Annotated in this window: 13 protein-coding genes; 12 read left to right on the top strand and 1 reads right to left on the bottom strand. The window is 36.5% G+C overall.

What is annotated here, in order from left to right:
- The first annotated feature begins 61 nt into the window (after positions 1-61).
- The 11 genes from FB551_RS20725 (at position 62) to polA (ending at position 15,139) form a co-directional block, all read left to right on the top strand.
- Positions 62-1,033 carry a hypothetical protein gene (locus FB551_RS20725; RefSeq protein ID WP_142018776.1) on the top strand — a complete coding sequence of 324 codons (972 nt, stop codon included), beginning with the start codon at positions 62-64 and terminating at the stop codon, positions 1,031-1,033.
- A 27-nt stretch (positions 1,034-1,060) separates the two neighbouring features.
- Positions 1,061-1,459, top strand: a complete 399-nt coding sequence (locus FB551_RS20730) for a hypothetical protein (RefSeq protein WP_142018777.1) — start codon at positions 1,061-1,063, stop codon at positions 1,457-1,459.
- A gap of 269 nt (positions 1,460-1,728) precedes the next feature.
- The gene (locus FB551_RS20735; RefSeq protein ID WP_142018778.1) at positions 1,729-4,227 is read left to right on the top strand and encodes an ATP-dependent Clp protease ATP-binding subunit; all 2,499 of its coding nucleotides are present in this window, start codon (positions 1,729-1,731) and stop codon (positions 4,225-4,227) included.
- 63 nt (positions 4,228-4,290) lie between these two features.
- Positions 4,291-5,154, top strand: coding sequence for a lytic transglycosylase domain-containing protein (locus tag FB551_RS20740; RefSeq protein WP_142018779.1), 864 nt, complete (start codon positions 4,291-4,293; stop codon positions 5,152-5,154).
- Positions 5,155-5,496: 342 nt separating this feature from the next.
- Positions 5,497-5,910 (top strand): type VI secretion system tube protein TssD, encoded by a 414-nt coding sequence (gene tssD / locus FB551_RS20745; RefSeq protein WP_047429480.1) that lies wholly within the window; start codon positions 5,497-5,499, stop codon positions 5,908-5,910.
- Positions 5,911-6,111: 201 nt separating this feature from the next.
- A complete protein-coding gene (locus FB551_RS20750; protein WP_142018780.1) occupies positions 6,112-8,280 on the top strand; it encodes a type VI secretion system Vgr family protein in 2,169 nt (722 codons plus the stop codon).
- A 4-nt stretch (positions 8,281-8,284) separates the two neighbouring features.
- The gene (locus tag FB551_RS20755) at positions 8,285-9,337 is read left to right on the top strand and encodes a LysM peptidoglycan-binding domain-containing protein (protein ID WP_142018781.1); all 1,053 of its coding nucleotides are present in this window, start codon (positions 8,285-8,287) and stop codon (positions 9,335-9,337) included.
- A gap of 15 nt (positions 9,338-9,352) precedes the next feature.
- Positions 9,353-9,883, top strand: a complete 531-nt coding sequence (locus FB551_RS20760; protein WP_142018782.1) for a hypothetical protein — start codon at positions 9,353-9,355, stop codon at positions 9,881-9,883.
- A 77-nt stretch (positions 9,884-9,960) separates the two neighbouring features.
- Complete coding sequence (locus FB551_RS20765; protein WP_047429489.1) at positions 9,961-11,271, top strand: hypothetical protein; 1,311 nt, start codon at positions 9,961-9,963, stop codon at positions 11,269-11,271.
- Between the two features lie 357 nt (positions 11,272-11,628).
- A complete protein-coding gene (gene tssD / locus FB551_RS20770; RefSeq protein WP_047429492.1) occupies positions 11,629-12,042 on the top strand; it encodes a type VI secretion system tube protein TssD in 414 nt (137 codons plus the stop codon).
- A 262-nt stretch (positions 12,043-12,304) separates the two neighbouring features.
- On the top strand, positions 12,305-15,139 hold the full coding sequence (polA, locus tag FB551_RS20775) for a DNA polymerase I (protein ID WP_142018783.1): 2,835 nt from the start codon (positions 12,305-12,307) through the stop codon (positions 15,137-15,139).
- Positions 15,140-15,223: 84 nt separating this feature from the next.
- Here the strand turns inward: polA and FB551_RS20780 are convergent, their stop codons facing one another.
- Positions 15,224-15,928 carry a hypothetical protein gene (locus tag FB551_RS20780; RefSeq protein WP_142018784.1) on the bottom strand — a complete coding sequence of 235 codons (705 nt, stop codon included), beginning with the start codon at positions 15,926-15,928 and terminating at the stop codon, positions 15,224-15,226.
- 216 nt (positions 15,929-16,144) lie between these two features.
- Between FB551_RS20780 and FB551_RS23415 the strand changes: the two genes are divergently transcribed.
- Positions 16,145-16,306, top strand: coding sequence for a hypothetical protein (locus FB551_RS23415; RefSeq protein WP_167497905.1), 162 nt, complete (start codon positions 16,145-16,147; stop codon positions 16,304-16,306).
- Positions 16,307-16,372 lie beyond the last annotated feature (66 nt).

The following is a 16,372-nucleotide window of genomic DNA, read 5'->3' on the forward strand; positions in this document are numbered from 1 at the left end:
TTGTATTATACTTTTAATCAGTATTAATTATGGATGTTCACAAAACACAAAGCTAGGGCAAATGAAATGGATCTCAAAATATGACTTTTTTGATTTGTATAAAAAGAATGTAAGTAATGGAAATTTTGGTCCTGAAACTGGTCTAAAATTAACAATTTTAAAATTTTTGAATGAAAATACTATTCTTTTGGCAGGAAGTAAAGACTTACATAGTTTCTACAATAAACCGGGATATTCCGCTGTAGTATTTATTTCAACAGATAAAGGAAAGAGTTATCAGGAAATTGCTTTTCCGGAAGAAACCGTAAAATTTATTACTCCTTCAGAAAAATATACTTTAATTGAGACAGGTAGCGGTGGTAATAGCCAATCTGGGAAAGTAGTGCTTTATCTCATGAATAATCATACGTTAGAATATAAAAAAATTGATGAATATTCTTCTAAATCTAAAATTATGTATTCGCAGTTTAATGGTGAAAATGTTGTTTATTCAGAAAATGATAATCAAAAAATAGTAAATTTTCTGACAAAAGAAGAAATCGAATTACCGGATTATTTGAAAAAAACACCTTTTATTCTGAAAAAAGATAATACAGTCACTTCTTTATTGAAAGATGAAATACAAGAATATAATTTAAAAACCAAACAGCAAAGAGTCATCAAAAAATTAAAAAGTAATTATGATGTTCTGTATTATGAAAATGAGGAATATTTATTAGGAAAGTCTGGCAGATTTAAAACTGAAATGACAATTTATAATCAGAATGAAGGAGAGCTATTTGTGGAGAATGAAAAAACAATAGAGTATTACCGCTACAGAAATTTCGCTTGCTATTTCAAAGAAACCCGTCCTTATGTTACATTCTATTATTCTTATGATTATGGTAGAACGTGGAATGAATATCATGCAAAAGATTTTTTTACAACTACTATTCCTAAAGGCTTCTATAAAGATCAGCTTATTGTTTTGGATGTAGCATTTTATGATAAGAATGATAATAGCCACATTATTGTAGGAGAGTTTCAGAAATAGAATATTTCATATGTAGTGTTAATAATTATGAAAGAATTAATTTACATCGTATCGATATGTAGTTTATTTTCATTGTTAGGATGCAAAAGTAAAGAGCAAAAATTTTTGGATAATCATAAAGTAATTCTTTCTGAGACTAAGGAAGCAGAAGATTTCATTAATACTGCAAACATAAAACCTGAAGAAGCAAAGCAGATTCAAGCAGATTTTGCTATAAAAAATAATAAGAAACCTGAATCTTATAACTTCTTTATAATAGACAATAATTATGTTTTTACCTCTTATTTTCATCCGAAAGTTCCAGAAGCTTCAACAAGTGGAATATGGGTAGATAGTAAAACGGGGATTGCAAAATATATGGAAACTGGAGTATGGTTAAGAGCTTACCAACCTTATCTTGAAAATGGTGAATCCTATCCTTTTTAATAAAAACTTAACCATACTATTCAAGTAGGGGAGTAATTTGCCATAAAAATGGACCTTCAAAATCAGTCTTAAAACAAAAAAACATGCTTCTTACTTCTCTAATTGAAGAATTAACTATCTTTATATCGTTTAGAATAAAATAGTTAATTTTAGCTTCACAAAAAGAACAAATTTTTATGCTTTGGTAAAAAGTGTGAATAATATAGATTAAAACCATCAAATCTGCGTAATAAACAGAACGCAAATATATTAATATAAGAAAATTATAAATGGGAGTACTAGTAACCAACGAAACAGTAAAGCAACTATTTCACATTGCTCAGTCGATAGCGAAGGAAAATTATAATGGAACTTATGGAGGCCCGCATATTTTGCAGGCTTTAATGCATAAAGATATCGGACTTAATGAATTCCTGAAAAGTATAGATAAAGACCCGGGCTATTTCTACGAATGGGCAGATGTCCGTATCGAAGAATATCCGAAAACCAACCACCTTCCCGATGAGGTTGGTCAGGATGATGCCATAGATACCCTTATTGAAGAAGCTGATGATATCCGGTTAAAATTAGGGCTGGACGAAATTACTCCAATTTGTATCCTTACCGCCATTGTAAAGCCACAGGTGGTATTCTCACTTCAGCAGCTGAAATCACTTCCGCTGAGAGAACATGAGATATTCAATCTGTACAGAAAGGATACTCCGTTTACCGTTTCAGAAGACGGAAATTTCTCATCACTGTTTTCAAATGGTTCAGCAGATTATTCCGATGCTTCCTTTCCTTCCATTAAAAGCTATTGTGTAGACAGAACAGCACAGGCAAGAAAAGGAGAAATCGAAAATATTATCGGTAGAGATAAAGAACTCAGAATGCTGGTAGAAATCCTTTGCCGTAGAAGCAAACCGAATGTGATCATCATCGGAGAGCCGGGAGTAGGAAAAACAGCTTTGGTAGAAGGTTTTGCAACAGAAATTATTAAAGGAAATGTTCCTGAAATGCTTAAAAACGGTACCCTTTTAGAACTGGACACCGGAGCATTACTGGCAGGAACTTCTTATAAAGGCGAAATTGAAGACCGCCTGAAAAAAGTCATTAATGAATGTAAGAAAATTGAAAAAGCCATTCTCTTCATTGATGAAATTCATACCCTTTTAGACCCGAAAGGAAGCATCGGAAACGTTGCCAATCTTTTGAAACCTGAGCTTGCCAGAGGTGAAATTACCGTAATCGGAGCTACCACTCAGGAAGAATACAGAAAAATTATTGAGCCGGAACAGGCTTTTAACCGCCGCTTTGAAGTGTTAACCGTTCTTGAACCGGATGAGAAAACCTGTGTCAAAATGATAGATGTACTCCTTGAAGGATACAAAAAGCACCACGGTATTGAAGTGGAAAAAACAGCCCTTCCGGAATGTGTACGTCTTGCCAAAAGATATGCAAAAGGTAAAAAATTGCCGGACGCCGCTATTGACTTACTAGACAGAACAATGGCCGCCATCAAAATGCTTGATGAATTATCAGAAAAAGAACTGAACAGCTGGAAAGAAAGCTATGATAATATTTTAAAAGAAGAATATGCAGACAGTAAAGATAAAGCAGATGAACTGATCTGGACTTATAACCTGTTGAGAGATAAGATAAGTCCGATTTTGTGGGGTTCACTGAGTGAGCAGCCATCGATTGACAATTCTATGCCTGTAGATCAGATTCAGAAGATTATTGAAGATACCTACGCAGAACTTTTACAGCATGCCGCCAAAAAAAGAGAAAAAGTAGACCGATTGGAGCTTGCTGCTGTAATGGCTGCCAAAACCAATATCCCGATCGGAAAAATTCAGGCTCAGGAAAAAGAAAAACTTCTGAATATGGAATCTCTTCTGTTGAACAGAGTCGTAGGACAGGATCATGCATTAAAAATCCTTTCTGATGCTATTGTTGAAAACCGAAGCGGATTAAATAAACCGGGACAGCCCATCGGATCATTCTTCCTTCTGGGACCTACCGGAACCGGGAAAACTGAGCTGGCAAAATCAATGGCAGAATTACTTTTCAATGATGAGAAAGCAATGGTACGCTTTGATATGTCAGAATTTAAAGAAGAACATTCCGCAGCTTTGCTATACGGGGCGCCTCCGGGATATGTAGGATACGAAGAAGGAGGTATGCTTGTTAATAAAATCAGACAGCAGCCTTATACCGTTGTATTATTTGATGAAATTGAAAAAGCCCATCATTCAGTTTTTGACGTATTCCTTCAGATTATGGACGAAGGAAAAGTGCATGATAAATTAGGGAAAGAAGGAGATTTCAGCAATGCATTGATCCTGTTTACCTCCAATATCGGAAGTGAAGAAATTGTAAAACAGTTTGAAGAAGGAAAAATTCCGGAATCATCTTCACTGATGCAGATTATGTCAAACTCCGGACGGTTCAGACCTGAGTTCCTGGCAAGAATCACAGAGATTATTCCTTTTGCACCGATCACAGAATCTATTGCGGAAAGAATCTTTAATATTCAGTTGAAATCACTTCATACTTCATTAACAAGATTGGGAATTGCTTTAAAAATTAGCGATGAAGCAGTGAAGAATCTCGCATTGGGAGGATTCAGCAGCAAATATGGAGCGAGACAGATCTCTGGAGTAATCCGTGCACAGCTTGCAAGACCAATCTCTAAAATGATTGTCAGAGAAGAAGTAAAATCCGGCCAGACCATTCATGTAGATTGGAATAAAGACGAAGAAAAATTAAGCTGGAACGTAGAGTAAATATAAAGTAAAAAGGCAAATTTATTACCCGCTTTTACCCTTTTGCTTATAAATAAAATTAAAATGAAAACAATTGTCAGAAATATCTTTACAGGTTTTCTATTATTAGGATCCGTTATCATGATCAACGGACAGTTTCTTGCCGCTTCCGACACCTCGGAAAGCAGTGTGAAAAAGTATAAAGGTATCATTAATGCCAATAAAGATCTTGTAGAATTTATTGAACAATTACTCCTTCAGAAAGGGCTTCCCAAGCATTTGAGAAACCTGGCCCTGATAGAATCCCATTTTGACAGAAATATTACCTCAGGAGCCGGAGCAGTAGGTATCTGGCAGTTTATGACATCACATGCCAACCAGTACGGACTTACAGAGCAGGGACGTACAGATATTTATAAAAGTACTAAAACCGCTACGATTTCTTTAAGTAATCTTTATAAAAAGTACAATAATTGGGTGACTGTGGTGGCTGCCTATAACTGTGGTGAAGGAAATATTGCCAAAGCGATGGAAGCCGCAGGTTCTTCCCAATACCATGTGTTTTATAAATACCTTCCGGGAGAAACCATTAATCATGTGAAGAAATATCTTAATGCATGCTATGCAACAGGAGAGCTTCAGAGTGTATTGAATAACTATAATTCTGCAAGACTCAACAAGATTTTCTTTGAAGGCGACCGTAAAGAGACTGCTGCTGCGCTTTCGGAAACGGAGATCAATGCAGGGTTCAACCTGAACATTGTTGCTGCTGAATTGAACGTTGATGTAGACAAAATCCTTGCCTGGAACCCCGGAATCGTGGAAGAACTCCAGAAAAAAGGAGAAAGCCCATTCTATCTTCCGGTGGATCTGATGCCAGATTTTCTTTTGAGAAAAAATAAAATATTGGTTCGCTCCATAAAAGAAGGCGGAAAAACTCAACAGTAAAATGATATCAATACCATAAAAAGCAATCAGTTAATCTGGTTGCTTTTCTTATTATGTGACCTGTTAAAATCAGCCAATTTTTTATTAATAAACTCTTAATATTTCTCACTTAAGTGTAAAATTATTGTTTTTATCATTTGTTTTTAGTTAATTAAAAACCTTTGCTGATGAGGTTTTGAATGGATTTTTTAAATCCATTGTCGTAGAATTACTACAAGAAATCGTAGAATTACTACAAATTTTCAGATTTCGATTCAAAAGCTTTTTTTAGCGGAAAAGAGCCTCTATATTTGCTAACACAATCACCAAATCACAAAATATTAACGATCAAAATTTACAATCATGGCCGAAAGAAATTCAAGAGGAATCTTAAAATTCAACAACGGAGAAGGACAAAAGCTGTTAAAAATGAACTACAGCGTATCAAGATCTACAGACGTTTCAGGACGTGTAGCATCAGATCCTTCTAATGCATTAATCAAGGTTACAGTAGAAGCTACTGAAAAATCAGACATCCTTGAAAGCTTACTAAACGGTAAATATAAACCCACAGTAGGAGAGATTACTTTCAACAAATCTCACGAAGAAGGAACATTAATCACTTTGAAATGGGAAAACGGATACGTAATCCAGCACGAAGTAGACTTCGACGCAATCGACAGCAACAGTATGCTGATCAGCTTCGTCATCAGTGCTGAAACAATTGATTATGGTACTGCTCAATTCGCTGGGCTATGGCCTTCAGCAGGTAAATAAGCCTATTCATCATCTTAGTAAAAATAAAATTGGTACAGAACAGTACACTCATCCGGGTATACTGTTCTGTTTTTCCGTTTAGAAGAATTCCGTAAATCATTTTAAAAAAAATGATTGATGCCCAAGTGATTCATCAACCTCTTATTTCTATGCTGCAAATATCAGCAGTTTATTGATTATTTAACTTAAATACAAAATGCTATGTTTCAGGATGATAAAAAAATTAAAGTAGCAAGCCCTAAAAACGAGATAAAGGCGGGTAAACAGCAGTTGAAAAATACAGCAGAGGAGAATGTTACCAAAAAAGCAGAAGGAAAATTGAATAAGGCAGATGAAAAAGTAAAAAAGGTAGCAAAAGCCGGACAACAAAATTTAAATGCTCTGCAAGGCGCAGATATGTTTATGAACCAAACTTTTGTACCAAACAATCCTTCTATTGTTGACAATAAAGTGTGGGCGAAACAGCCTACTTCAAAAATACACAATGCTGAAGCCATTGCGGAAAGTTTTATTGCAGGAATCAATCGTGTGGTAAGGCTGGATGTTATAATTGAAGGACAGATTATCAGACATTTTAAGCATTTCAAACTTACTCAAAGTGCAACAAAACACCATGAATTTTGTTTAATGCTTGCTCATGATACCCTTGGCAATGCAGAAAATCATAACCTTCAGGAAGCCCAGAGCTTTTTAGGGAAAAGAATTACCACTGTATTTAAATATAAAGATATTGAAAAAGGTGCTGAACGTAACTTTGTGGGAGTTATTACAGAAGTAGGATTCAGCCAGGAAAAAGGAAGTCTTGGAAATATAGTCCTTAAAGGTTTCAGCCCGACAGTACTTTTGGATGCAGCTCCACATATTCAGAGTTTTGGAGGTGCACAGCCGGTTAGTTTGAACAGTATTGCTGATCAGGTCATCCGTGAAGGGCTGGGGCAAAATAAATTCGATTTCAGAATTGATGCCCAGCATGGAAATGTTGCCTACAGTTCGCAGTATGAAGAAACCCATTACAATTATCTGGCTAGAATGGCTGAAGCATATGGAGAGCAGTTTTATTATGATGGTGAAGTATTGCATTTTGGAAAACTCCCTCCTCAGGAAAAACCTGTTAAGCTTACCTATGGAAGCAGTGTGAGCGATATTGCTGTCAGAATGAAGGCACAGCACGTCAATCCTACATTTTATGGCTATAACAGCAGTAAAAATGAAAAACTGACCACCGGAAGCTCGAAGATCAGCCATACCTCAGATATTGCAAGAAGAGCCTACGAAATCTCAGAAAAAACCTTCACCACACCTTCTTTGAGAGTAGCTCCCATAAAAGCAGCTTCTTTTATGGATATTGATGCTTCTCAGAAAGGAACAGCAGGGAGTAAGGCCTCAGAAGTATTTGTTACTTCCGGAACTACAACTGTTCCGTTTTTGTATCCCGGATGTACAGCAGATATCGAAATGCGTAAATCCTCAACCAATGAAACCTCTTATTTTACCAAACTGATGATTGTAGAAGTTACCCATGAAGTAGATGCAAGAGGCTACTATGATGGTAAATTTGAAGCGATCGCGGCCGATACAGGTTTCCTGCCACGTCCTGAATTTGAAACTCCAAGAGCTGAGGCTCAGTTTGCAAAAGTTATTTCCAATACAGACCCGATGAATCAGGGAAGAGTTCAGGTACAGTTTGACTGGCAAAACGGACCGGATAGCACAGAATTTATCCGTGTCATGTCTCCCGATGCGGGAAGCAGTGATAAAGTCAATAAAAACCGTGGGTTCATGTCAATTCCCGAAGTGGGAGATCAGGTTATTGTCAATTTTGTACACCAGCATCCTGACCGTCCGTTTGTAATGGGAGGAATGTTCCATGGAAGTATCGGAGCCGGAGGCGGCGCCGGAAATAATATAATGAGCTTTAGCGGAAGAAGTGGTGCAGAACTCAAGTATGATAACGGAGCAGGATCTATGAATCTTAAAGATCAGGGTGGCGCCAATATGTTCTTTGATGGATCAGGAAATGTAGTACACAATGCCAATAACAACAGTACTAAAACAGTTGGTAATGATAAAACAGATAAGGTTGGAAATAATAAAAAACTGGAAGTAGGCTGTGACCATATTGCTGATGTGGGTAATACCCATAAAGTTTCTGTAGGTAAAGATCAGAGCGTCTTTACGATGGATAACGCAGGCGTTATTGATTTGACAGGAGCTCAGAAAATTACGATCAAAGTAGGAAACAGCGAAATTGTCATTACCGGAACTAAGGTTTCTATTAAAAGTGATGAAATAGACATTAGCGGAGGTGGCGCAACAGCTAATTTTAAAGGCATTACAAAAATAACAGGATCAGAGGTAGATATTAATTAACAGGATGGAGTTTATAAAATACGAGATTAAAAAAGGAGATACCTTAGAATCTCTTGCAGAGAAACAAGGTACGTCGGTTAAAGAGCTTGTTAATTTCCATAACCTGTATTGTGGAACAACAAATTTTATTATCGGAGAAAAACTTCCTGTTCATCTGCAATATCTGTTTTTGGAAAAGAAAACGGGAGAAGAAATCAATAAAGCAATAGAAGACCGAAAATTTCCTCATAAAGCAAGATACAGGTGCGAACAGTTCAATACCACAAAGGTTGAAGATAGAATCACATTCCATTGCAATACAAAAAAGGAATACGTCGTTGAAAAAGATGCATCCCTTTCAAAAGCTAAGGTTCAGCTTAAAGAATATCTATATAAAATAAATCCTGAAAATATGGCTCTCGCTATAGAAGCCGTAAAAGAGCTGGAATTTGATAAGGAAAATGTAATTTTCGATTTAAATGATGACCAAACCATAAAAGGAGTACAAAGCTTTCCTGAGATCAAAGAGAAATGGGAGCTTTTTAAGCCTAAATTAAAAGCTTCGGAATTTTACAGACAGGTGGAAAAAATCAATTCAAAAGCTGCTGAAGACATCATCAAGGGCGGCGGATTAGAGTTTGAGAACGAAGCCAATCTGAGAAAAACCTATGACAAATCCCTTCTTTATCACGTATTATTTAATGATTATGATGCGCGAAAAAAAAAGGAACAAAATGATGTTTTAAAGTTTATTTCACAGATATTTGTTAATATCCCTATTGAACTGGAATTGCAGCACAGCATCATAAAAGAAGATGATTATTTTATAGAGTTCCGAACTGTGGGAACACTTTTAAAAGATAAAATAGATAATAGGACACTGGAAGAACAATACAACAAATTCTACAAACCTATTATCGAATATGGTTTTAGTGAATATAATTATGATTATCGGATCAGAAGAATGGTCGATAAAAAAACAGGAACTATTGTGAATGCTTCGGCATTAATGAAAGAAGAAGTGAAAAATAATTATCAGTTTGTAACCCAGTTTGATCTGAAACAAATTGAGTATTAAAAGTAATTTTTAAGTATGGCCGAAAATAAAGTCTTTACATTCAATAACGTTTTGCCGTATCATATTGCCAGAACTCTTTTGGTTATTATACCATGTCTGATTTTATACGGAGCATTATATTATTTTTTATTCAAAGGAATATTCAGACTTTCATTTGTGATGTTCTTTACTCTCTTTTATTTTGGAACCTGTTATCTGGTTCTCAAAGCCCTTTCCGTTAAAGTAAAGATGTGGTTTGATGAAAACTATTTTTATATCCAGAAGGGAAATCAATCTCCTGAAAAATATTCCAAAACAGACATTGAAGGCTTTTACGCTTATGATTATGAAACCAAAGCAGCATCGTTGAAAAGTTCAAAAATATATTTCAGATTTTGTCTGAAGAATAAAAACGATATCTATTTAAATGACGTTGAATACAAGAATAAATATGAAGAGGAAAAAGGAAATGAGCTTACGAAATTTCTAAAGTCTGCTCAGAAAGAACTTCATTTTTCAAAAACAGAAAAGAAAAGTCTTCAGAATATTTACTGGTATTCACCATAGAGTTAAAGCCTGTAACTATGAAAATTTAAATGAATTCACTTATTTCAGGATGTTTTTAATCAATAAAATGTAACATTATGAGTGCTTCCTATATACCCAAAGATGTTTACACGGTGTGTACATTTCAAACCGATTCAGAACCAAGACAATTAATCCCTACAAGAGAACCCATTACTGTTTTCTATGGATCAGACAGGACACGGCCTTTATTAACAATAGAAGACCGTAATATTAATAAAGAATTTCCCTGTAAAAGCCCTAAAAATGCAATGTGGGGATTCCTCTGCTTTGGAGCAGGCCTTATTGTGGGAGCGCTTCTTGTATTATCCGGCCCTGTTGGCTGGGCGGCATTGGCTGTGGGAGTAGCGGTTCTCGCATGTGGAGCTGCGGCAGCATATCATGCTACGAAAATAAACCACTTATGTACAGGCTCTTTAGGAAAAGGAAACTGGAAAATTGAACATGAAAAAGTAAAATTTGATCAGTTTAAGGCCATTACCCAGAACTCTATACTGGTTTGTGATACCGGAGGATTGTTAAGCCCTATTTTCAGTTATTCTGTGGCCAAAAAATATGCACTGCAGATTGAGAGTAATAATGGAAAAGAAATCGTTCTCAACGCAGCGGCTTCTTTCTTTGGAGGAGCAGGGATTGTTATTGCCGGAGCAGAAATGGGAATCGCTAAAACACTATTATGGATGGGAGGAACCATGGCTGCAATGAACGAAGGAAGTTACTGGGAAAGAGAGATAATCAGAAATAATTCATTGGAAGATAATAGCCATTATCAGGATATGAATAAAGAAGCTGATGAAAACAGCCGAATTCCGGGATATTTAAAAGATCTACCGGAGAGTGTTACAGGAATAACACCATCAGACCTTGCCAGCCCGGATATTCTGGAGCTCAATGAAAAAGGAGGATTAGCCAGCAGAGATGGTAAAACCCCTATTTTCTTTAATGGAAAATGGTATGTTCAGGATTGGCAGAAAAACTTAATAGAAATAAAACAGGGAACCGCTTTATCTCAGGATTTGACAGCTCTGGAAGGAGTAGATTCCCGGGAAGTATGGAAAACACCCGAAGGAAAGGCCATTGTAGAAAATATCCGTAACGGCAAATATTCAGAATCTCTGGTAGCAACCGCAAAAGATGGCTTAGGAAGAGTGCGTCCCCGTAATTTACCGAATTTAGCCAAAGAACTTCCCAGCATAAAAATGCAGAATATTAAAAATATTGGTAAACTGGGAGTAAAAGGCGGTGGGTTTATCGGTTTCTTTTTTCCATTTATCGCTACTTATTTTTCTGAAGACTCAAGAAGAATATTAGCCAATGCAATGGCTGAAGATGCCGGAAACGGAATACATATCATTGCAATGGATGCATAATTCAAACCTATTTTTTTAATTAAAAAAAGATAACATATGGAGACCTGAATAAGGTCTTTTTTTATACGATTGAATACATTTTCTGTATTTTATTTCTCTTGGCAGTGTAATAAATTGCGATCTGTTCATGTTTTTTTAATGTATTTAAAATATTTATTTATAACGTTTTGTATTTTGTTTTTAAATCTAATGTCGTAGAATTACGACAACAAATCGTAGAACTACGACATCAAATCGTACAATTACGACACTTTTTCAGATTTCCGTTCAATTGCTTTTTTTTCAAAACCAGGGGCTTTATCTTTGTTATATAATTATTGAATTACAATTTATTACTAACGATTAAAATTTACAATCATGGCAGAAAGAAATTCAAGAGGAATCTTAAAATTCAACAACGGTGAAGGACAGAAACTGTTAAAAATGAACTACAGCGTATCAAGATCTACAGACGTTTCAGGACGTGTAGCATCAGATCCTTCTAACGCATTAATCAAGGTGACAGTAGAAGCTACTGAAAAGTCAGACATCCTTGAAAGCTTACTAAACGGTAAATATAAGCCAACAGTAGGAGAAATCACTTTCAACAAATCTCACGAAGAAGGAACACTGATCACTTTGAAATGGGAAAACGGATACGTAATCCAGCACGAAGTAGACTTCGACGCAATTGACAGCAACAGTATGCTGATCAGCTTCGTAGTAAGTGCTGAAACCATTGACTATGGTACTTCCCAGTACGCAGGACTATGGCCTTCTTCAGGTAAATAATCCCATAAACTTAAATAAAAAAAGAAACAGTATGCCTTTGGGTATGCTGTTTTGTTTTATAAAGACGTAGCTGTCAAAATAATGAGAATGGAAAGCTATTGAAATGAGAATGAACAAACCCGTTTCAAAACAATAGCTGCTAAAAAGAGATTACCATACTACGCACCTCGCACCCACTAACCCCGAATCTCCATTCCCGAAACCCTTCCTCAAACTATCAACTTTTACTCCTATTTTCTTATATTTGTTCATTATTCAAAATATGGACGCAACACAAGATAAAAGGCTGTTTCTCATCGATGCTTATGCGATGATTTTCAGAGGATATTACGCATTAATCAGGAATCCGAGACTCACCAGCAAAGGGCTGGATACTTCTGCCATCTTCGGTTTTACCAATTCTTTGATAGAGTTGATCAGAAGAGAAAAACCAACACACCTGGCAGTCGTTTTTGATGTGGGGCAGGCGAGTGTAAGAACGGATGACTATTCAGATTACAAAGCTAACAGAAGCGAAACTCCCGAAGCAATCAAAATTGCGGTTCCATATATTCACAAAATTCTGGATGCCATGCATATCCCCATTCTTGGAGTGGAAGGATATGAAGCCGATGATGTTATTGGGACTATTGCGTGCAAAGCCGAAAAGGAAGGATATACCACTTTCATGGTGACACCGGATAAAGATTTTGCACAGCTTGTTACCGATAAAATCAAAATTTATAAACCAGGTTTAAAAGGTGGTGACATTGAAATTCTCGGAGTTGAAGAAGTAAAGGCAAAATATGAGATTGAAGACCCGAAACAGGTTATTGATTTCCTTGCCATGATGGGAGATGCGGTAGATAATATTCCGGGATTGGAAGGCGTAGGAGAGAAAACTGCCATGAAGTTCCTGAAAGAATTCGGCAGCATTGAAAATTTATTAGCCAATACGGATAAACTGAAAGGGAAACTGAAAGAAAAAGTAGAAGCTTCTGCAGAGCGTGGTATTATGTCTAAAAAATTAGCGACCATCATCTGTGATGCTCCGGTAGAATTCCATCAGGAGCAATACGATCTTGAAACTCCGGATTTTGAAAAAGTAAAAGAGGTCTTTGATGAAATAGAATTCCGAAGATTATACGAAAACCTTTACAGGGCTTTTGCTCCTGCTGCTGTAGAAACAGTGGTTGTAAGCGAGGTAGAAGTAAAACAGACTCCGGCCGGAACTGAAGTAAAAGGACAGGTTATGCAGCTTGATCTTTTTGCCAATTTTGAGGAACTGGATCAGGCGACTTCTACAAAGTCGACGATTGAGAATAATGATCACCTTTATCAGTTTATCAATAATCCGAAAGCACAGAAAAAACTGGTAGACAACCTGCTGCAGCAGAAAGTGGTTTGTTTTGATACAGAAACCACATCATTAAATGAGCTGGAAGCAGAATTGGTAGGAATGAGCTTCTCTTATAAAAAAGGACTTGCTTATTACATTCCGCTCTCTGAAAACAGGGAAGAAGTATTGCAGACTTTGGAGATTTTCAGACCATTTTTTGAAAAAGAAGACCTGCTGAAAATTGCTCACAATCTTAAATTTGATTATAAAGTTTTAAAACAATACGACATCACCGTAAAAGGCGCCATGTTTGATACCATGATTGCCCACTATCTACTGAATCCGGACGGAAGACACGGGATGGATTATCTTTCAGAAGTATACCTGAACTATAAACCCGTATCCATTGAAACCATCATCGGAAAAAAAGGAAAAAAGCAAGGCAATTTCAGAGATGCTGATCTGAGAACGCAAACCGATTACGCCGCGGAAGATGCAGACATAACTTTCCAGCTGTATGAGCTGTTTGCACCACAGCTGAAAAAAGAAAACCTTGAGGAACTTTTCTACAATATAGAAATGCCTCTGATGGAAGTGCTGGCGAAAATGGAACTGGCAGGAATTTATCTGGATGAAAAATGGCTGGCACAGGAAAGTGTTGACCTTGAGAATGATCTGAAGCAGCTGGAAACAAAGATTTTTGAACTTTCAGGAGAAGAATTCAACATGAATTCACCTAAACAGCTGGGAGAGATTCTTTTTGAAAAAATGCAGCTGGATCCGAAAGCCAAAAAAACAAAAACGGGACAATATGCAACCTCAGAAGACGTTCTTCAGAAGCTGACTTCAAAACATGAGATCATCAAGCATATCCTGGAATACAGAACATATCAGAAATTAAAATCAACCTATGTAGATGCCCTGCCTTCACAGATTGAGAAAAAAGATAACAGAGTACATACCAATTTCTCACAAACCACAGCCGCTACAGGCCGTTTGGCGAGTGTAAACCCGAACCTGCAGAATATTCCGATCCGAACGGTGAGAGGACAGCAGATTCGTGGAGCTTTTGTTTCCGGAGAAGGAAAGAAGATTATTTCTGCCGATTATTCACAGATTGAACTTCGTTTAATTGCTGAAATTTCAGGAGAGGATAATATGATCAAAGCCTTTCAGGATGGAGAAGATATCCACGCTTCTACGGCTGCAAAGCTCTTTAAAATTCCTCTGGCTGAGGTATCCAAAACCCAGAGAAGCCAGGCTAAGACCGTAAACTTCGGTATTATTTACGGGCAGGGAGCTTTTGCTTTGGCAGAACAGACCGGATTATCCCGTACAGAAGCTAAACAAATGATCGAAGCTTATTTCGAAACCTATCCGAAACTGAAGGAATACATGGCAGAGCAGGTGAGCAAAGCCCGTCAGTTAGGATATGTGGAAACCATTTTAGGAAGAAAACGTCATTTGAAAGATATTAATTCCAATAACTTTGTGGTAAGGGGTCATGCAGAAAGAAATGCCGTGAATGCACCTGTTCAGGGAAGTGCGGCAGATGTTGTAAAGCTTGCCATGATTAAAATAGACAGAGAGCTTAAAGAGCAACAGCTTACAACAAAGATGCTTCTTCAGGTACATGACGAATTGATATTCGAATCTCCTGCTGATGAGATTGAAGCCGCTTCAAAACTGATTAAAACTGAAATGGAAAGTGCCCTGAAAACACAGGTTCCGTTATTTGTAGAAATTGGAGTAGGAGACAACTGGCTCGAAGCGCATTAAAATACTGAAGATTAGATCTTAAATAAAAAAACTTCCGTCTCTTAGGCGGAAGTTTTTTTATTTAAGCACCGGAACAGTCTACTCTTATTCTACAGCATTGTAAACATTCGTGACAACATCATCAGGAGAAACATTTTCAAATAAAAATCTTTCTTTCTTCACCTGTACTTTTTTAGTTTCTGACGGCATTGCTTCTTCCATAGTATTCACCGTTTCCAGTGTTACTTTACCTTTCATAGGCTCGTAATAGAGGGCAGAGTGAGAACCCGCACCCATATTATAGGTTTCAATATAAGTAAGTATCAGATTGTCATTCATATATTTGAATTTACTGAACCGGTTACCATAAGGTCCGATATCGTAGAGATTGATATTCAGCATTCCTTTTTCAATACTGATGTCTTCAGGATCGTGTATTTTATAACCGGATTCATTGTATTCATCAGGAAAAACAGTTTCAGAACTTTTAAATAGCCGGTATGTTTTGTCAGGATTTTTTAAAAGAACAATCATGGTTCTCTGTGCTAAAGTGTCATCTTTTTTTCTTAGAACTAATGCTTTATCAGGAAATCCATCCTGGTTGAGATCACCTTCGGTTTCGTATTGGATTTCATATTGATTGGAAACAAAATCTGAGACTTGTTTTCCTGATGTTGATGGCTCTTTCTGAACCTGTGCTGTATCCTTTTCTATAAAGTGTACAGAGTTTTTTGAAGTATCTGTTTTGGTTTTGTTACAGGAGTAAACAATTAAAGAAGCGAAAAATAAAGTAGAAATTATTTTTTTCAATGGTGTTTGTTTTTATAAGATACAAATCTAGCTTTTATTTCCTGATAATGTAAAAGTGAAATACACAAACATCCCAGAAAGAGAACCGGAAAAAAAGAAAGTGAAATTGTATATTGAATCTCAGCATTGAAATCATAGGTACTCCATGAAGATTCTCTGTCTACAAATATGGAATAATTCCAAAATAACCAGACAAAAATCAACAATATAAACTCAATGCCAATTTTGATTAATATCCTTTTAATAAAGGAAAACAAACAAAAAATAACAGAAAGAAAAATGCCGGTTATCACTGACATGAATAATGCATCTTCAGCAAACAAACATTCCAGACAGCCACTTGACATCCGATCTGAAAAGGTTCCCATTGACCAGTAAAATTGCAAGAATGTAAGCGGTGAAATAAAGATTGTATTGATCAACCATTTCTTCAAAAAAGAGTAG

Origin of the sequence: Chryseobacterium aquifrigidense (assembly GCF_006716485.1) — a bacterium.
GTDB lineage: Bacteria > Bacteroidota > Bacteroidia > Flavobacteriales > Weeksellaceae > Chryseobacterium > Chryseobacterium vietnamense.